The 18,885-nt window shown below is 49.8% G+C and carries 17 protein-coding genes, 1 tRNA gene and 1 pseudogene; 9 read left to right on the top strand and 10 right to left on the bottom strand.

Annotated features, from left to right (window positions below):
- The 5 genes from GJV52_RS03425 to GJV52_RS03405 all read right to left on the bottom strand — a co-directional run bounded on the left by GJV52_RS03425 (position 1) and on the right by GJV52_RS03405 (position 5,525).
- Positions 1 to 1,167, bottom strand: coding sequence for an aminotransferase class I/II-fold pyridoxal phosphate-dependent enzyme (locus tag GJV52_RS03425; RefSeq protein WP_095501914.1), 1,167 nt, complete (start codon positions 1,165 to 1,167; stop codon positions 1 to 3).
- On the bottom strand, positions 1,154 to 2,449 hold the full coding sequence (gene bioA / locus GJV52_RS03420; RefSeq protein ID WP_095501913.1) for an adenosylmethionine--8-amino-7-oxononanoate transaminase: 1,296 nt from the start codon (positions 2,447 to 2,449) through the stop codon (positions 1,154 to 1,156). Before bioA ends, GJV52_RS03425 begins: the two co-directional genes overlap by 14 nt.
- A gap of 35 nt (positions 2,450 to 2,484) precedes the next feature.
- Positions 2,485 to 3,453, bottom strand: a complete 969-nt coding sequence (locus GJV52_RS03415) for an ABC transporter permease (protein WP_100562523.1) — start codon at positions 3,451 to 3,453, stop codon at positions 2,485 to 2,487.
- Between the two features lie 162 nt (positions 3,454 to 3,615).
- Positions 3,616 to 4,614: a siderophore ABC transporter substrate-binding protein gene (locus GJV52_RS03410; protein WP_095501911.1), complete on the bottom strand. Its 999-nt coding sequence runs from the start codon at positions 4,612 to 4,614 to the stop codon at positions 3,616 to 3,618.
- Between the two features lie 206 nt (positions 4,615 to 4,820).
- Positions 4,821 to 5,525 carry a hypothetical protein gene (locus GJV52_RS03405; RefSeq protein WP_095501910.1) on the bottom strand — a complete coding sequence of 235 codons (705 nt, stop codon included), beginning with the start codon at positions 5,523 to 5,525 and terminating at the stop codon, positions 4,821 to 4,823.
- Between the two features lie 70 nt (positions 5,526 to 5,595).
- Between GJV52_RS03405 and GJV52_RS03400 the strand changes: the two are divergent.
- Positions 5,596 to 6,936: pseudogene (locus GJV52_RS03400) on the top strand (TonB-dependent receptor domain-containing protein); the annotation flags it as partial.
- 95 nt (positions 6,937 to 7,031) lie between these two features.
- Here the strand turns inward: GJV52_RS03400 and GJV52_RS03395 are convergent.
- On the bottom strand, positions 7,032 to 7,838 hold the full coding sequence (locus GJV52_RS03395; RefSeq protein WP_100562521.1) for a siderophore-interacting protein: 807 nt from the start codon (positions 7,836 to 7,838) through the stop codon (positions 7,032 to 7,034).
- 66 nt (positions 7,839 to 7,904) lie between these two features.
- The gene (locus tag GJV52_RS03390) at positions 7,905 to 8,843 is read right to left on the bottom strand and encodes an alpha/beta hydrolase (protein ID WP_157798095.1); all 939 of its coding nucleotides are present in this window, start codon (positions 8,841 to 8,843) and stop codon (positions 7,905 to 7,907) included.
- Between the two features lie 329 nt (positions 8,844 to 9,172).
- Between GJV52_RS03390 and groES the strand changes: the two genes are divergently transcribed.
- Entirely contained in the window at positions 9,173 to 9,460 is a 288-nt protein-coding gene (gene groES, locus GJV52_RS03385) for a co-chaperone GroES (RefSeq protein ID WP_095501906.1), read from the top strand.
- Positions 9,461 to 9,532: 72 nt separating this feature from the next.
- Positions 9,533 to 11,167, top strand: coding sequence for a chaperonin GroEL (gene groL, locus GJV52_RS03380; RefSeq protein WP_100562519.1), 1,635 nt, complete (start codon positions 9,533 to 9,535; stop codon positions 11,165 to 11,167).
- Positions 11,168 to 11,292: 125 nt separating this feature from the next.
- On the opposite strand, the gene GJV52_RS03375 is transcribed toward groL, so the two are convergent.
- On the bottom strand, positions 11,293 to 11,859 hold the full coding sequence (locus GJV52_RS03375; RefSeq protein ID WP_095501904.1) for a hypothetical protein: 567 nt from the start codon (positions 11,857 to 11,859) through the stop codon (positions 11,293 to 11,295).
- 248 nt (positions 11,860 to 12,107) lie between these two features.
- Between GJV52_RS03375 and GJV52_RS03370 the strand changes: the two genes are divergently transcribed.
- From GJV52_RS03370 to yacG, 6 genes are all read left to right on the top strand, one after another.
- Positions 12,108 to 12,183: transfer RNA gene (locus tag GJV52_RS03370), tRNA-Phe, on the top strand.
- A gap of 342 nt (positions 12,184 to 12,525) precedes the next feature.
- A complete protein-coding gene (gene pilB, locus GJV52_RS03365; RefSeq protein ID WP_100562517.1) occupies positions 12,526 to 14,205 on the top strand; it encodes a type IV-A pilus assembly ATPase PilB in 1,680 nt (559 codons plus the stop codon).
- Positions 14,206 to 14,279: 74 nt separating this feature from the next.
- Complete coding sequence (locus tag GJV52_RS03360) at positions 14,280 to 15,521, top strand: type II secretion system F family protein (RefSeq protein ID WP_095501902.1); 1,242 nt, start codon at positions 14,280 to 14,282, stop codon at positions 15,519 to 15,521.
- 1 nt (position 15,522) lies between these two features.
- Positions 15,523 to 16,386, top strand: a complete 864-nt coding sequence (locus GJV52_RS03355; RefSeq protein ID WP_095501901.1) for a prepilin peptidase — start codon at positions 15,523 to 15,525, stop codon at positions 16,384 to 16,386.
- On the top strand, positions 16,387 to 16,995 hold the full coding sequence (gene coaE, locus GJV52_RS03350) for a dephospho-CoA kinase (RefSeq protein ID WP_100562515.1): 609 nt from the start codon (positions 16,387 to 16,389) through the stop codon (positions 16,993 to 16,995).
- Positions 16,996 to 16,997: 2 nt separating this feature from the next.
- Complete coding sequence (gene yacG / locus GJV52_RS03345; RefSeq protein WP_095501899.1) at positions 16,998 to 17,183, top strand: DNA gyrase inhibitor YacG; 186 nt, start codon at positions 16,998 to 17,000, stop codon at positions 17,181 to 17,183.
- A gap of 81 nt (positions 17,184 to 17,264) precedes the next feature.
- On the opposite strand, the gene ispH is transcribed toward yacG, so the two are convergent.
- Positions 17,265 to 18,233: a 4-hydroxy-3-methylbut-2-enyl diphosphate reductase gene (ispH, locus tag GJV52_RS03340; protein WP_095501898.1), complete on the bottom strand. Its 969-nt coding sequence runs from the start codon at positions 18,231 to 18,233 to the stop codon at positions 17,265 to 17,267.
- A gap of 24 nt (positions 18,234 to 18,257) precedes the next feature.
- A complete protein-coding gene (lspA, locus tag GJV52_RS03335) occupies positions 18,258 to 18,758 on the bottom strand; it encodes a signal peptidase II (protein WP_095501897.1) in 501 nt (166 codons plus the stop codon).
- Positions 18,759 to 18,885: the final 127 nt, after the last annotated feature.

Here is an 18,885-nt window from a genome sequence, read left to right as displayed (position 1 = left end):
TTAGGTGGTCGTTGTGTTTAGGGTTTGGATAAACCCGTTTAATTCATCGTCGCTGATGTCGGCCGTGAGCGACAGCCTCACGCGTGCGCTGCCTTGCGGCACGGTAGGCGGACGAATCGGCAGACAGTAATAGCCCTGCTGTTGCCATGTTCTCGCCTGCTTGACCGCCGCTTCATTGCTGCCGAGTACACACGGAATAATGTGGCTGTTTGCCTCTGCCAACATGGGCGACGGGTAATGCGTTGCCACCGCTTCACGCAGACGTTGGCTGAGTGCGGCCAAACGCTTCCTACGCGCTTTCATTTCGGGCAGCTGCTGGAAGATAAAATGCGTCCACGCCATATTGATTGGCGGTAGGGCGGTGGAAAAAATCAAAGTGCGCATGTGGTTGGTCAAGTATTCCTTAATTAAACCACTGCACACGGCAAACGCGCCCACCGAAGCCAACGCCTTGCCGAATGTGCCGGTTAAGATGTCGATGTCGGCCACGCAGCCCTGCATTTCTGCCAAGCCCAAGCCGGTTTCGCCATATGCGCCGACCGCATGGGCTTCATCGACATACAGCAATACATGGTCATACCGTTTTTTCAGGCGCACCAAATGTGGTAGATCGGCCGTGTCGCCATCCATGCTGAACAGGCTTTCGGTCACGATGATGACGCAGCGGTAATCGGCGGCGCGTTGTTCGAGCAGGTGTTCAAGCTGGGCGTAATCATTGTGGCGGTAGCGCAGATAATCGGCGCCGCTTAAGCGGATACCGTCAATCAGGCTGGCGTGTACCAATTTATCGGCCAAAATCAGCGTTTTTTTGTCGGCTAGCGCCGGCAGAATACCGACATTGGCATGATAGCCGCTGTTGAACAATAAAGCCGCTTCACGCTGATAACGCGTGGCCAACAGCGCTTCCAACTCCTGATAAATTGGAAAACCGCCGGTCAGCAGCCGTGATGAAGAGGACGACCACAGCTGCTCGCAGCAGGCATCGCTTGCTAAAAATTCATGCCGTAAGGCTTCATCGTGCGCCAACCCGAGATAATCATTAGACGATAAATTCAGCAACTTGAGGCCGTCTGAAACAATATAGCGGCCTTGCTGCGGTAAATCGGGCAGACGGCGCAAACGGTCTTGGGCTTTTAATTCGTCCAGCGCGTGTTTAAAGTGTTGCACCGTATTCCTCCGCCAAAGCAGCCAGCAGGCCGTCGGTTAATCGGGTCAATTCATCCGGCGTGATGATAAACGGCGGCATCAGATAAACCAGTTTGCCAAACGGCCGCACCCAAACACCATGCGCCACCAGCCGCGCTTGCAACGAAGCCATATTGACCGGTGCCTTCATTTCAATCACGCCGATGGCACCCAGCACGCGCACTTCAGCCACGCATGCCCATTCGGTGGCAACTGCCAAATCCTGCCGCAATTGCGCTTCAATGCGGGCAATGTGCTCTTGCCACGGGCTTTCCAGCAGCATGGCAACCGATTCGGCGGCCACGGCGCAGGCCAGCGGATTGGCCATAAAGGTTGGGCCGTGCATAAAGCAGCCAGCCGCGCCTGATGAGATGGTTTTAGCCACTTGGGTGGTGGTAATGGTGGCCGAAAGTGTGAGGTAGCCGCCCGTGAGTGCTTTGCCCAAGCAGACAATATCGGGCACGGTGTCGGCGTGTTCCATCGCAAACAGCTTACCGGTGCGGCCAAAGCCGGTGGCGATTTCATCAAACACCAGCAACACACCATGCGCCGAACACAATTCGCGCGCTTTTTGCAGGTAAACCGGCGAATAAAAATACATGCCGCCCGCGCCTTGTACAATCGGCTCCACAATCAGCGCGGCGATTTCGTGGCCGTGTGCCGCCAGCAGGTCGCGCAACGGCTCGATGGCTTCATCACGCCACGGTTCATTGAATTTGACGGCAGGTTGCGGCAGAAAATATTGCACCGGCAAGCTGCTACCAAACAAACCGTGCATACCGGTGACCGGATCGCAAACCGACATCGCATGCCAAGTGTCACCGTGATAGCCTGCTCGAATGGCGGCAAAACGGTTGCGCTCAGGTTGCCCGATGGCTTGCTGGTATTGCAGTGCCATTTTCATGGCCACTTCAACCGCCACCGAGCCGCTGTCGGCATAAAAAACCTTGTTCAACGAAGGCGGCAGAATGCGTAATAGTAATTCGGTCAGCTGCACCGCCGGTTCGTGGGTCAAACCGCCAAACATGATGTGGCTCATTTGTTCCAATTGCGAAGTGGCCGCCGCATTCAAACGCGGGTGATTATAGCCGTGCAGCGCCGCCCACCACGAAGACATGCCGTCAACCAAGCGGCGGCCGTCTGAAAGCGTGATCATCACGCCATCGGCACGCGCCACCGGATAGACCGGCAAGGGCTCGGTCATGGATGTGTAAGGGTGCCAGATGTGGTGTTTGTCGATATGAAGCAGGTGATCGGTGTGCATATTCGGTATTCTTTAGGTAGGCCGTCTGAAACGTTTCAGACGGCATGGGCAGGTTTTCTCAACAATAAACCTAAGAATAACACCGTACCGGCTACGCCGAAAATCACCGATACCGGAATTTCAAACGGAAACACCACCAAGCGGCCGATAATGTCGCACAGCAACACCAGCGATGCGCCCATCAAGGCCACCGCCGGCAGGCTTTGGCGCAGCTTGTCGCCCATCAGGCGGCTGATGATGTTGGGCACAACCAAGCCGATAAACGGAATATTGCCCACCGTCACCACCACCAGCGAGGTAATCAGCGCCACGATAATCAAACCCGCCCACAAAATGGTATTGCGGTTTAAGCCCAGGTTCACGCTGACCGTTTCGCCCAAGCCGATGATGGTGAGCTGGTCGGCAATCAGGTAGGCAAACACCGCCAATGCGCCGGTGAGCCACAGCAATTCATAACGCCCCAGCAACACCCCTGAAAAATCACCTTGCTGCCACACGGTCAGCATTTGCAGCATATCGGTTTCATATGCGATAAACACCGCCACCGATTCAATCACACCGCCGAAAATAATCCCCACCAGCGGCACCATCAATTGCGCGGTCGGCGGCAGTCGGCGGATGAGCGCCATAAACACCAGCATCCCCACCATCGCTGCTACTGCTGCCGCCGACATCTTCACCAATAGGGCGGCCGACGGTACAAACAATGCCATCAGCAGCAAACCCAAAGACGCGCTCTGGCTCGCGCCCACCATCGACGGTTCGACAAAACGGTTGCGCATCAAAATCTGCATAATCATGCCCGCCACCGCCATCGAAGCGCCGGTCAACACAATCGCAAACGTGCGCGGCAAGCGGCTCACCCACATCAGTTGCATACTGTCGGACATATCGAACAGATTGCGCCAATCGAAACTGGCCACGCCGACCGACAGGCTGATGAAAAACAGCACAATCAGAGCGAAAATGCTGGCTAGGTTTAAGGAAAGGGCGTTTTTGAACATGGGTTTTATTTATTCATTAAAGTGCATTTTATTTTCAGACGGCCTTGATGTATTTTTTAAAAGGCCGTCTGAAAATAAAACGTAAAGATAAAAAATACCGATACGCTAAACGCGTTCAGACGGCCTTTGCTTACCAAAGGCCGTCTGAACAATCAAATACGCTTATTTTGCGGCATTGAAAGCATCGGTCAGCTGTTTGCTGGCGTTGAGCAATTCTTGCGCGCCGCCGGCTGCCAGATAGGTTTCAGGCACCAAGTACACCACTTGGCCTTTTTTCCAAGCGTTGGTTTCGGCTACCAATGGATTATCCAACACGTCTTTCGCTGCTTGGCCTTGTTCGCCAATCGCTGCGCCGCGGTCTAACACAAACAACCAATCCGGATTTTTCTCTTTCAAGTATTCAAAGGTCACCGGCTGGCCGTGGCTGCCTTCTTTGATAGCTTCGTCTACCGCAGGTACACCGATGTCTTTATGAATCCAGCCGCCCAAGCGGGAAGTCGGGCCGAAGGCAGACATTTTGCCGCCGTTCACAATAATCACTAAGCCGGTGCCTTTACCTTCGGCTGCTTTTTTGGCTGCGTCAAAAGAGGCATCGATTTCGGCTTTCAGTGCGTCTGCTTCGGCTTGTTTACCGAAGATTTGACCGAAAGCATCAATGCGCTCTTTCGCGCTTTCTTTCAGGTTGGCAGTATCGGCGGTCATTTCGATGGTCGGCGCAATCGCGTTCAATTGGTCGAAGGCTTTGGCGGTGCGGCTGCCGATGATGATCAATTGCGGTTTGTAGCTGTTTAAGGCTTCAAAGTTCGGCTCAAACAAGGTGCCGGCAGGTTGGGTGTTTTTCAGGTAATCGCCCAAGTATGGCAACAGGTTTTTGGTGCTTTCAATCGACATACCGGCTTGCACGCCCAATTTCTGCAAGGTATCGGCCATGCCCAAATCGTACACGGCTACGCGCTCAGGATTTTGCGGCACTTGCACATCACCACGCGTGGTTTTCACGGTCAGGGTTGCGCCTTCAGTTTGTGCAGCAGGTGCCGCAGAAGCCGCAGCAGCAGAAGCGCCTGAAGCAGCAGGTGCAGCCGGTTGGGCGGCTTCTTGTTTCGGGGTACATGCGCTTAAGGCCAGCGCGCAGCATACGGCCAAAGAAGTTAAACGTAACATTAAAAATCTCCAAAAAATGAATGTGTGATACGGGCAAGAGCGCCTGATTAAGCCCATGATTTGAAACCGTATCAATGATGAGAATGGTTTTCTTTTATTTTCGCACAGATTTGATGAATTTCCAAGTTGGTTATGGGTAAGTCAGCAAACTGTTTTAATAGGCCGTCTGAAAGCCAATTTTGTTTTCAGACGGCCTGAAATAGACATTATTTCGCCAAGAAACGCTCATCCACCGCAAAACCGCGCGGATTATCCGGTTTGGCAACATCAAACTCGCGGAACGTGCTGTTGACTTTAGTGGCAACTGTTTTGCCATCAATCACGGCTGACGCTTCCAGCACCACACCGCCGCCGCTGCGTTCGCCCGTTTGCATATCAGGCAATTCCAAACGGCTTAATTTCAAAGACGTTTGGCCGATTTTGGCATCGTTGCCCGCAATTTGCTTGCCGCGCGGGCGGGTTTTGTCTTCTGCTTTGAAGGCTGCCGCATCCACGCTGGCATCATCAATCACCGCCATATCTAATAAACGCGCTTGGTTCAGCTGCATTTTGCCGTTTACCACCGGAATGCCGACCAATACCTTGGTGCCGCGGTGAATGGCGCGGTTGTCTCCCCAAACGGTTTGCTCGCCACGAGGCGGGCGGGCGGCGTGGTTCAGCGAATAAGCGCGGCTCATAAACATGATTTTGTAACCCGGCACGGCACGCGCGGTTTTGCCGTCGGTGATGTCGTCCAGTAATTGAGGCGCATTGCCTTGGGCGTTGCCGATAATACGGGCGGACGTATCCATCACGTTCACGGCACGACCATCAATCGAAACATCTTGCTGATGGCCGAAACCGGCAGCAACAGCGGAAACAGAAGCCGCGCCCAATGCGGCGGCGACGAATAAAGCAGTCATATTTTTCATGTTTTTCCTTTGTGTGAAAAAAGAGGTGTGCAAAATACTGATGGCAATGGTTTTAATATGAGGCCGTGAAGACCACCGTGTCGCTTTGAGTCACCGTCACGAACAACACAAAGGTGAGCGATTGGTTCGTGAAGAATTTGCGGTAGGCGGCCCACGTTTGTCTTTAGAACGCCAAGCACCAGCTATGCGTAAAATGACGGTTAACCATACCAACTTGGAATGGACAGGCAAAAACTTAGGTTTTGCCGAATCAGCCAACGCAAATATTTATCGCTTGGAGCAAGGTCGTTGGTCTGCTGATGACAGTGGTAACGGTTATGCCGGCGGTCGACAAAATACCGGTGCAACTAAAGCCAAACTTGATACCATTGGCGCAAACGTAAACTTTGATTCGCACGTACATGATAATGTAGTAGTGAAATACGGTGTGAACTACCGTAATCAAGAAGTGAAACCACATCAAATTTTCCGTGAAGGTGTTCGCAATCAGGAAAAACAAGATGTAGGCGTATATGGTGAAGCCATCGTTGATATCAACGATGTCACTTTGACTGCGGGCTTGCGTTACGACCACTTCAATTTCAAAGCCATGGATGGTAAGAAAATCAGTGATGGTGCGATTAATCCAAGCGTAGGTGTGATTTGGCAAGCTATGCCGAGCTTAAGCTTCAGTGCCAGCCATAACTATGCAACCCGTAGCCCACGTATGCATGATGCACTGATGTCTCACGGTGCGCGTGGTGTGGTATCGATTGCTGATGGTACCAAAGCTGAACAAGCCCGTAATACTGAAATCGGCTTTAACTACAATGATGGTACGTTTGGTTTCGAAGGCAGCTACTTCTGGCAAAATATTAAAGATGCCTTGGGTACCAACACCGGTCGTGATAACCACTTGTGTGATGGCACCAACCTGCAGTGTGCCTCTGAAATCATCAATGCTGGTCGCATTAAGAACAAAGGTTACGAGTTGGCCGCTTCTTATCGTTATGAAGGTTTGACAGCACGTTTGGGCGTTGCGCATGCCAAACCGCGTTTCTACGGTGAGCGCTTAAGCTCTAATCCGGAATACGCTTCTGCTATTGGCCGTACATGGACTGCTTCTTTGGCTTACCGCTTCAACAAGCCAAACTTGGAGGTGGCTGTACATCGTCGTCAGGTTGAGAAAGTTAAACCGGAAGATAACTTCTTCACCAGTAGTGCTCAAATTACTGCAGCTAATGGAACTGGTAAAGCTTCTTACGGCGTTACCGATATTTCGGCCAACTGGAAACCTTTGAACAACGATAAAATGAATGTGAATTTTGCGGTAAACAACATTACCAATAAGAATTACATTCCACACGCTCAGCGTAGTAACTTACCAGGTGCTGGTCGTGAATATCGTATCGGTATGAATTACACGTTCTAAAAGTAGTATGCAAAATGCCCGACTCTAAGTCGGGCATTTTTTACGAGATGGACGATTAAGTTGAATAAGGCCGTCTGAAAACAAGCAAACGTAGCTTATTCCACATCGCTGTCCATAAAATCATGGCGTTTTTGGTGGTATTTTTCTTCCGCTCCACCCAATCGCCAGTATGGCACGGCGTAGCATTGTTTGATGGAAAGCTGCCATCCTTTGCGTATCAAATCGCGCAACACGCCCACCATTGCGGCTTCACCGGCAATCCAGACATAGCAATCGTCGCTAGTTGGGCGGACTTGGCGCACTTGTTCGATAATATTCGAGTATTGCTCAGGCTCGGCATAAACGGTATGCACATTCACGCCTTGCGGGTGGCGGAAGGTGGAGGGCAGGGTTTCGTTTTCGGGTAGCAGCATAAATACATTGCCGCGCGCGCCGGCATCCATATCCAGCAGCATGGATTCGATGGCGGGCAGGGAGGTGAGGTCGCCCACCATCAGGTATTCGGCGGCAGGTTTAAGCATTTCATCGCGGCCGCGTGATGCGCTCACGCCGATGGTTTGGCCGGTTTGCACGCGTTCGGCAAAGGCGGAAGCGGGGCCGTTGTCGCCGTGCAGCACAAAATCAATCGTCAGCGTGTTGGCTTGGCGGTCGAAATCGCGCACGGTGTAGGTGCGCACAAACGGGCGTTGCACGCCTTCTGCCCATTTCGGGCCGGTCGGTGTCATTTCAGGAAAATTCGGCACGGTTTGGCCGTCGGCAGGCAGAAATACTTTCATCGGCGCACCGTTGAAAGCGTAAGGATAGTCGGCCAATTCTTCGCTGTGGAACACAATGCGGCGCAGATGCGGGCTGACATCCTGCCATGAGGCAACTTGTACAAGACGTGGGCGGTTGGGGTTCATTGTCTTTTCCTTTTTGGTGTGTGGGTTTCAGACGGCCTTTATTTTAAATAGGCCGTCTGAAAAATATTACGGCTCGCCGGCAATTTCCAAGGCGTGTAGAAACGAAACCGGCAAAATGCCGCCGTGATCCAATTCGGGATAGCCGGTAAACTCGGCACGGATGTCGTTTCGGGCGGACATTTGCTCGGTTAATTTTTTGCCTGCATCGCTGGGTAATTGTGCGGCGGATTGTTGTCGTGCGGCCAAATGGGCGGCTTGTTCGGGCGTGAGTTTGCTGGTGTCGCGCTCGCGTTTGCGCTGGCTTTGTTCGATGAATAACGTGCGGTTGCCAAAGACATCAGGCCGTCTGAACGCGGTTTGGTATTGCTGATATAAACTGCCTTGTTCAAACCACAAGGCGGGGTCGGCGGCGATGTAGTGGGTGAAACTTTGCGGCGAATTTAAAAGCGTATACAGCACAAACAAACCGCCGTAGGAATGCCCCCACAGCATTTGCCGCTCAGGATTGAGCTTTACGCGCGCTTCGATTTGCGGGCGGATGGCGGTGTTGATGAGTTGTAAAAAATCCGCCGCGCCGCCGTGGGTGCGTGTGGGGTCAACGGCATCGCTGAAGGTTTGATCTTGGTGATTCGGCGGCGTGTAATCGTGCGCACGGGCGGCGGTGTCGAAGCGCAAATCGGTGTCATAACCAATCAGCACCAACACCGGCGGCTGCTTGAGCGTGTTTAGGCGTGACGGGCTTAGGTTTTCGGTTAAAGCATTGCCGTCGAGCGCATACAATACACTGTGGCCTTGCTTTGGCACGGCGGTTTTCGGAATGCCTAAATATATGCGGTAGCGGCGTTTGCTGTCGGCAGATTGGAAATTCAGCGTTTCAAAACGATAATGGCTGTCGGGCGCGTAAAGTGGTGCGGTGTCTGATTTTTGGCTTAAATCAGGCGCGGCTCCGGCAATGCCTGTAGTAAAAAGCAGGCCGAAGGTGAGTAGGAATTTTTTGAGTAGCATAGGCATAACCAGCTTCAGAGGTAATGGAGGCCGTCTGAAACATTTCAGACGGCCTAATAAGAAATATGCTGGAGATTATAGTCTAATCGAAAATGATTATCAAAAATAATGCCGTCTGAAAAATTGGTATTGTGCAGAGTGCCATCTGTTTTCAGACGGCCTACTGCATATCATGAAACATAATCGGCCGCACCCCACAGAAAAATTTACGCTTCAGGGCTTGAATTTTGCGCCGATAACCTTATTTTTAGCTGCGTTGAAGCAGATATCTTTGTTTTATCTGTGAATTTTCAAAACAAACTTTATGCAACTTTTTTGGAGAATATTACATGACCATCCGTCCTTTACATGACCGCGTAGTGGTAAAACGCGTTGAAGCTGAAGAAAAAACCGCATCAGGCATCGTGTTGCCGGGTGCTGCAGCCGAAAAACCTGATATGGGTGAAGTGGTTGCCGTGGGTGCCGGCAAAGTAGGCCGCGACGGCCAACGCCGTGCTTTGGATGTGAAAGTCGGTGACAAAGTGATTTTCGGCAAATACAGCGGCCAAACTGTGAAAGCCGACGGCGAAGAGCTGTTGGTGATGCGCGAAGAAGACATTTTTGCGATTGTAGAATAATCTCAACCTAATATTTAGGCCGTCTGAAAAGGTTCGACGGCTGTAAACCAGATAATTTATTGGAGCATATCAATGGCAGCAAAAGACGTACAATTCGGTAGCGAAGTTCGCCAAAAAATGGTGAACGGTGTCAACACCTTGGCCAACGCCGTGCGCGTAACTTTAGGCCCTAAAGGCCGCAACGTGGTATTGGATCGCGCATTCGGCGGCCCACACATCACTAAAGACGGCGTGTCTGTGGCTAAAGAAATCGAATTGAAAGACAAATTCGAAAACATGGGCGCGCAAATGGTGAAAGAAGTCGCTTCTAAAACCAATGACGTGGCCGGTGACGGTACCACTACCGCAACTGTGTTGGCACAAGCCATCGTGGTGGAAGGCATGAAATATGTGACTGCCGGCATGAATCCGACCGATCTGAAACGCGGTATCGACAAAGCCGTGGCCGCTTTGGTTGACGAATTGAAAAACATCGCCAAACCTTGCGATACTTCCAAAGAAATCGCCCAAGTGGGTTCGATTTCGGCCAACTCTGACGAGCAGGTCGGCCAGATCATTGCCGAAGCGATGGAAAAAGTCGGCAAAGAAGGCGTGATTACCGTAGAAGACGGCAAATCTTTGGAAAACGAGTTGGATGTGGTAGAAGGCATGCAGTTCGACCGTGGCTACCTGTCGCCATACTTCATCAACGATGCCGAAAAACAAATCGCGGCCTTGGATAACCCGTTTGTCTTGTTGTTCGACAAAAAAATCAGCAACATCCGCGACCTGCTACCTGTTTTGGAACAAATCGCCAAAACCAGCCGTCCGCTGCTGATTATCGCTGAAGACGTGGAAGGCGAAGCCTTGGCGACTTTGGTGGTGAACAACATCCGCGGCATCCTGAAAACCGTGGCCGTGAAAGCACCGGGCTTCGGCGACCGCCGCAAAGCCATGTTGCAAGACATCGCCATTTTGACCGGTGGCCAAGTGATTTCGGAAGAAGTGGGCTTGTCTTTGGAAAAAGCCACTTTGGAAGATTTGGGTCAAGCCAAACGCATTGAAATCGGTAAAGAAAACACCACTATCATTGATGGCTTCGGTGATGCCGCTCAAATCGAAGGCCGTGTGGCGGAAATCCGTCAACAAATCGAAGTGGCCACCAGCGACTACGATCGTGAAAAACTGCAAGAGCGCGTGGCCAAATTGGCCGGCGGTGTAGCAGTGATTAAAGTCGGTGCCGCAACCGAAGTGGAAATGAAAGAGAAGAAAGACCGCGTGGAAGACGCGCTGCACGCCACCCGTGCCGCCGTTGAAGAAGGCGTGGTCGCAGGTGGTGGCGTGGCCTTGCTGCGTGCCCGTTCGGCTCTGGAAAACCTGCACACCGGTAATGCCGACCAAGATGCGGGCGTACAAATCGTATTGCGCGCGATTGAGTCTCCATTACGTCAAATCGTGGCCAATGCCGGCGGCGAGCCAAGCGTGGTGGTGAACAAAGTGTTGGAAGGCCAAGGCAACTACGGCTACAACGCAGGCAGCGGCGAATACGGCGACATGATTGAAATGGGCGTATTGGATCCGGCCAAAGTGACCCGTTCTGCATTGCAACACGCTGCTTCTATCGCCGGCTTGATGCTGACCACCGACTGCATGATTGCGGAAATCCCTGAAGACAAACCGGCTATGCCTGATATGGGCGGCATGGGTGGTATGGGCGGTATGATGTAATAGTCCGTCTGAACACTTCAGATTGTAAAAGAAAAATCCCACACGGTTTTGGCTGTGTGGGATTTTTTTGTATGTATTAATAAGGTTTGAGGCCGTCTGAAATCTTTCAGACGGCCTCTATATATTTAAGCTTCTTTAGCTTGCATAATCGCTTGCAATTGTTGGTTTAAGGTATCGGCATCCATCCAGCCGGCTTGGATAAACAAAATCAGCAAGACCGAACCAACGGCGAGTGTACCGAGAAAATACAACAGATAACCGAGCATGATTTTCCAGCCGGAAACATTGCCCATTTTCATAAAACCGATGGCTTGCGCCCAGAAACTCCACACTTGGTAAAACAGTGCCAATGTGGCCAATTGCGGCACATAAAATAAAGCCAACATAGGAATCGCTAAGGCTTCGGAAGCCAAGGTAAAGCCCCATAGCGGTAAGCGTGGTGTGCCGCCGTAATAATGAATCACTGCACGCATGGCGCGGCTCAATACCAACCATTTCACGATGGTGAGTAAAACCGCAAACACAATCGCGGCAGGTTCTTGGCCGAACAAAGGCGACATACTGGCCGCGTTAATCACGCCTAGCAGCAATAATACAGCGGCAATTACCGGCAGCGTGTAGAGATATTCCATCGGTGGGCGGTAGCGCAGGCGCAGAATATCCAGCATATCTTTTAAAAATTGATAAAGCATGTGTGTGTTTTTATCGAAAAGGGAAACAGATATTGTAGCTTAAAAACAGGATGAACGACCATGATTCTGTTTTCAGACGACCTGATAAAATAAATTCGCAGAAAATGCCGGAAATCCTGCCAAAATCATAAAATTTTAATTCAATATAAAACATGAGTTTAGTTATTTTATGAATATTTTTGTCAAATAAGGCTTGCGTGAAGGCGGTGTTTTTGGTTTAATACACATCTCGCAACGAAAGACGCGAAGGCCAGATAGCTCAGTTGGTAGAGCAACGGATTGAAAATCCGTGTGTCGGCGGTTCGATCCCGCCTCTGGCCACCACCAACCGCTTCAGCGGTTATTTTTTTATCTAAAAGATTTGAAAAGGCCGGAAATTATCCGGCCTTTTTGTACGTAGCGAGTCAGACATTATATCTGTTGTGAAATAGTTTCTAATTGTTGATACAATTTCAAAAGCAGGTTTGAGACTGGCTCAGCTTGTTTTATAATAACAAACGCATATTAAAAAGAACAATAAACATAATATTAAACGAAAATAAATGACCCGCCTCCGACTGGTAAAAGGGAAAATAAAAGGCCGTCGGAAATTTTAGGGTATTCAATTAAATTAAACACATAGCAAAGCTTAGGGATGTGGCTTTGCCAGAAACGGATCAGGTTAAAATGAGTGTCGGATTACTGCGCGTCTTGGCGCAAAGTCAAACCATTACGCCTACTCAGGCAGAACATTATCAAGCAGCAATCAAAGCGCATAAAGACATTATGCCTATGCTGTTTGATGATGGTGTGATTTCTCCCAAAGCCCTTGGTGAGCTGGTGGCGCGCGTGTTCAGCTATCCTTTGCTGGATTTGCACCATTATCCGCGTAGTCATGTCTTGACGGATGTGTTGACTGAAGAGCAGATGGTGCAAAACCGCTGTGTGCCGATTTTCCGTCGCGGCCGTAAGGTTTATTTGGCGGTTTCTGATCCGACTCAAATTCAAAATTTTCAAAAAATCGCCTTTTCTTCAGGTGTTTCTGTCGATTTGGTGGTGGTGCCGCATGACCAGTTGAGCTCTTTACTGGAATGGATTGGTCAACGTTCGACTACCATTTTGAAAGAAATCAGCCAAGAGCAGGAATCTTCTCAAACACCGCAAGCGTTGTATATCGACAATGAAGAAGCGGAAGATGGTCCGATTCCGCGTTTTATTCATAAAACATTGTCTGATGCCTTGAATGCCGGTGCCTCAGATATCCATTTTGAATTTTACGAGCAAATGGCGCGTGTGCGTTTCCGTGTCGATGGCCAATTGCGTGAAGTAGTGCAGCCGCCGGTTGCTGTGCGCGGTCAGTTGGCCTCACGTATTAAAGTGATGGCGCGCTTGGATATTTCTGAAAAACGCGTGCCGCAAGATGGTCGTATTCAGATTGCCTTCCATAAACATGGTCGCCCGATTGATTTCCGTGTGAGTACCTTGCCGACTTTGTTCGGTGAAAAAGTGGTGATGCGTATTCTGAATTCGGATGCCGCCACATTGAATATCGACCAATTGGGCTTTGAGCCATTCCAAAAAGAAATGCTGCTTGAAGCCATTCACCGTCCTTACGGTATGGTGCTGGTGACCGGCCCTACCGGCTCGGGTAAAACTGTTTCGCTGTATACCTGCCTGAATATTTTGAACACGGAAGACGTGAATATTTCCACCGCGGAAGACCCTGCCGAGATTAACTTGCCGGGAATTAATCAGGTTAACGTCAATGACAAACAAGGCCTGACCTTTGCGGCTGCGCTGAAATCTTTCCTGCGTCAGGATCCGGACATCATCATGGTCGGCGAGATTCGTGACTTGGAAACTGCCGATATTGCGATTAAAGCCGCGCAAACCGGTCATATGGTGTTTTCGACATTGCACACCAATAATGCACCGGCAACCTTGTCGCGTATGCTGAATATGGGCGTGGCGCCTTTTAATATTGCCAGTTCGGTAAGTTTGATTATGGCGCAGCGTTTGTTGCGTCGCCTGTGCCCAAGTTGTAAAAAACCGATTGAACGTCCGCCGGTTCCGGCATTGAAAAAAGCTGGGTTTACTGATGAAGATTTGGCCAATGATTGGCAAATGTACCGTCCGGTTGGTTGTGACAGTTGTCGCGGCAAAGGTTTTAAAGGCCGTGTCGGTGTGTATGAAGTGATGCCGATTACCGAAGAAATGCAACGTGTGATTATGGATAACGGCACGGAAGTCGATATCCAAAACATGGCTTACCAAGAAGGCATGGTGGATTTGCGTCGTGCTGGTTTATTGAAAGTCATGCAGGGGTTGACTTCGTTGGAAGAAGTAACGGCACACACCAATGACTGATTTTGAGAATGGGAAATGCAAGGGGAATTGCGTTTCTCATTCTTTCTCATATGAAATTAAGGGGTAATTGAATTATGGCTCAAGCAGAGCAAAAAAAGGGTTTGTTCACCCAAAAGAGCAAAGGTAAACGTTTTACATTCGAAGGTAAAAATACCCATACCGATCAAGTGGTTCACGGCGAAGTAGTGGCGAAAGACGAAGAAGAGGCGCGTAAAAAGCTTCAGCGTCGCGGTATCCGTCCGTTGCGTATCAGTAAGGTGAAAGCGGTGCGCAAACGCCGCATCACGCAAGAAGACATCACAGTCTTTACCCGACAATTGGCAACCATGATGAAAGCCGGTCTGCCTTTGATGCAGGCTTTTGAAATTGTGGCACGTGGCCACTCAAACCCTGCGATGACACAAATGCTGATGCAAATTCGTGCGGAAGTAGAGCAGGGTAGTGCATTAGGTAAATCGTTTGCCAAATACCCGAAATATTTCGACCGATTCTATTGCAACTTGGTTTCTGCCGGTGAAACCGGTGGTGTACTGGAAGGCTTGCTGGATAAGTTGGCGGTTTATAAAGAGAAAACGCAAGCCATTAAGAAAAAAGTGAAAACTGCGCTGACCTACCCGATTTCGATTGTGGTGGTGGCGGTGATCTTGATGTTTATCATGATGATGTTTGTGTTGCCGGCATTTAAAGAAGTATATAGCAACATGGGCGCCGAATTGCCTTGGTTGACTCAGGTAGTGATGAATATCTCTGATTTATTTGTCGAATATGGCTGGATTATGATTATCGGCCTAATTTTAATCGGCTTTGGGGTGTATAAGCTGCATCAAAATTCGCCGGCCTTTCAGAAACGCGTCGACGCCACGTTGCTTAAACTACCGGTTTTTGGCCCTATTGTAAAAAAAGCAACGATTGCACGCTGGTCACGCACAACTTCTACCTTGTTTGCGGCAGGCGTACCGTTGGTAGAAGTTTTAGATTCGGTGGCAGGTGCCTCCGGTAATATTTTGTATGAAGAGGCTACACAGGACATTCGCGCCAAAGTGACGCAAGGTTTGTCGCTGACTTCCAGTATGCAGGCTACTGAAATGTTCCCGAATATGGTGATTCAGATGGCCTCTATTGGTGAGGAATCTGGCTCTTTGGATGATATGTTGAATAAAGCTGCTGAATTTTATGAAGATGAAGTAGATAACTCTGTTGCGCAATTATCTTCGTTGATGGAGCCAATTATCATGGTGGTATTGGGTTCGTTAATCGGCGTGTTGCTGGTGGCGATGTACTTGCCGCTGTTTAACTTGGGCAACGTGGTGGGTTAAGATGCTGGAAACTTGGAATGCCTTAGCCCCGTTTGTTGTGCCATTGGCGGTGATTTTCGGTTTATTAATCGGCAGCTTTTTGAATGTGGTGATTTATCGCATTCCTGTGATGATGGAGCGCGGTTGGACGCAATTTGCCAAAGAGCATTTGAATGTGCCGCTTACGGCCGAAGAAGAAGTACCGTTTACATTGTCGAAACCGGATTCACGCTGCCCGAAATGTCATGCGCCGGTGAAGGCTTGGCAGAATATTCCGATGGTGAGTTATTTGCTGTTGGGTGGCAAATGTAGCTCATGTAAAACACCCATCAGCATCCGCTATCCTTTGGTGGAATTACTTACCGGCATCTTATTTGGTGTTGTGGCATGGCAATACGGCTGGTCGTGGCTGACATTTGGCGGCTTGATTTTTACCGCCATGCTGGTTGCGCTCACTTTTATCGACTACGATACCCAATACCTACCCGATTCCCTGACCTTGCCGCTGGTGTGGCTGGGTTTACTGTATAACTACAACGGCGCATTTACCACGCTTCAGTCGGCGGTATTGGGCGCGGTTTGCGGTTATATGAGTTTGTGGTTGCTGTGTTACGTCTATAAATTGTTAACCGGTAAAATCGGTATGGGCGGCGGCGACTTTAAATTATTGGCCGCACTGGGTGCATGGCTGGGTGTCGGCGTGTTGCCGGTATTGGTGTTTATGGCGGCCTTAATCGGCATTATCGGCGCGCTTGTGTCACGCGTCGGCAAAGGGCGGCAGTTTGCCTTTGGCCCAAGCTTGGCGGTGGCCGGATGGATTATTTTTATTGCCAATGAACCGATTAACCAATTGATTCAATGGTGGCTAACGAAATCAGGATTTTAAATGACGGTTTGGGTGGGGTTGACAGGCGGCATCGGCAGCGGAAAATCACAAGCTGCGGCGGAGTTCGTTGCGTTGGGTGTGCCGCATATTGATGCCGATACGCTCAGCCGTAGTCTGACGGCAGATAATGGCAAAGCTTTACCAGCCATTCGTGAAACCATTGGTGCGCATGTATTTGAAAGTGAAGGCCGTCTGAATCGTGCGGCGTTGCGCGAGGAAGTGTTCAGACGGCCTCAAACCAAAGCCATGCTTGAAGCCTTGATGTTTCCATTGATTTTGCAAGAAATTCGTCTGCAACAAGCGCAATATCAGGATGCTATTTATGGCATTATCGATGTGCCGCTGCTAGTGGAAAATCCACCATTTCTTGCTTTGGTGCAACGTGTGCTGGTGATTGATGTGGATGAAACCACGCAGATTGAGCGCGTCAAACAGCGCAATAGCTTGAGTGAAGATGAAATCCGCCGTATTATGGCCAGCCAAGCGTCACGCCGTGAGCGATTACTGCATGCTGATGATGTGATTAAAAACGACGGTAACTTGAATGAGTTAGCCGAAAAAATCCAACGCTTGCATCGCTATTATCTCCACACACTCAAGGCCGTCTGAATATGAATGAACACATCACCATCGTCAAATGCCCGACCTGCCAAACGCCAGTTATTTGGAGCAGTGAAAGCAAATACCGTCCGTTTTGCAGCCATCGTTGCAAGCTGATTGACTTGGGCGAGTGGGCGGAAGAGCGTTATAGCGTTGAAGCAGTTGAAGACGACAGTTTGTCGGATTTATTGAAATAAACGCATCAACAAAATACGGAATATAATCAAGGCCGTCTGAAAGATCATTTTTCAGACGGCCTTCATGATTCTGGGCGGAAATTAGCCCTTATTCAAAACCTGCTTATTCTCACCTTCTCGGCGCAATTCTTTCGGCAAGACAAATACAATACTTTCTTCCGCCCCTTCGCCTTCGCGCACAGTATCGTGTCCCCAAGATTGAATGGTCTCCAAGACTTCCTGCACCAACACTTCCGGTGCCGATGCGCCGGCTGTTACACCGACTTTGGTTTTGCCGTCGAACCATTCTTTTTCTAAATAGCTGGCGTTATCGACCATATACGCATCCACGCCGCGCACTGCTGCGACTTCACGCAAGCGGTTGCTGTTGGACGAATTGGGCGAACCGACCACAATCACAATATCGCATTCTGCCGCCAAATCTTTCACCGCTTTTTGGCGGTTGGTGGTGGCGTAGCAAATGTCTTCTTTGTGTGGGTTACGGATATTTGGGAAACGCGCATTTAGTGCTTCGATAATATCTTTCGTTTCGTCGACCGACAAAGTAGTCTGGCTCACATAAGCCAGCTTATCGTGATCGGCCACTTCCAATGCCGCTACGTCTTCCACCACCTCGACCAGTAACATTTTACCCGGCGGCAGTTGCCCCATTGTGCCTTCTACTTCGACATGGCCTTTGTGGCCGATCATAATGATTTGATAATCTTGCGCATCCAATCGAGCCACTTCTTTATGCACCTTGGTTACCAGCGGACAAGTCGCGTCAAACACGCGGAAGCCGCGCATTTTTGCTTCTTCCTGTACCGCCTTCGATACACCGTGCGCCGAATAAATCAGCGTAGCACCGGTCGGTACTTCCGACAATTCTTCAATAAAAATTGCACCTTTATCACGCAGATTATCCACTACAAATTTATTGTGCACGACTTCATGGCGCACATAAATCGGCGCGCCGTATTCTTCCAGCGCTCGCTCCACGATTGCAATAGCGCGGTCAACGCCGGCACAAAAGCCGCGTGGATTGGCCAGCATAATGGTTTTGTTTGTCATGTGTGTATTCCGAAAAATTCAGTTTCAGACGGCCTGATTCTCTGCCGCCACATTCTTTTTATGTTTGCTTGAAAAGCCATCTAATATCAACAATACTGCACCTACGCAGATAAAGCTGTCGGCGATATTGAAAGCAGGGTAATACCAATCTTGCCAATAAAATAATAAAAAATCAACTACATGTCCATAAGCGACACGGTCAATTGCATTGCCGATCGCGCCACCGATAATCATTGCCGCGCCGATTTTGCCCCAGCGCGCAAAGTCATTTTTCACAATGCCACGCCACAAATAGCCGCTAATGACCAAAGCCAGTGTCAAAAAGAAATACTTCTGCCAACCACCTTGGTCGGCCAAAAAACTAAACGCCGCACCAGGGTTAAATACCAGTGTCCAGTCAAAAAAATTCGGAATGATGTTTACGCGTTTTTGATATTGAAAATTCGCCAGCGTCCAGATTTTTGTGATTTGGTCGAGCGCAATTGCTGACAATGCCAGCAACAGATAAGAGATTTTAGAACTCATGTTTCAGACGGCCTGAAGTCAGTCAAAAGGGGTATTTTACCTGAAAGCAGGAATAAGGTGTTTGTGAAATATAGGTTGATGAATTTAAAAATAGTTTGGATAAGAAAAGTTAACCGGGTACTGGTAA

This window comes from Neisseria brasiliensis (genome assembly GCF_009671065.1).
GTDB lineage: Bacteria > Pseudomonadota > Gammaproteobacteria > Burkholderiales > Neisseriaceae > Neisseria > Neisseria brasiliensis.
This window is presented reverse-complemented; position numbering and strand designations above follow the sequence as displayed.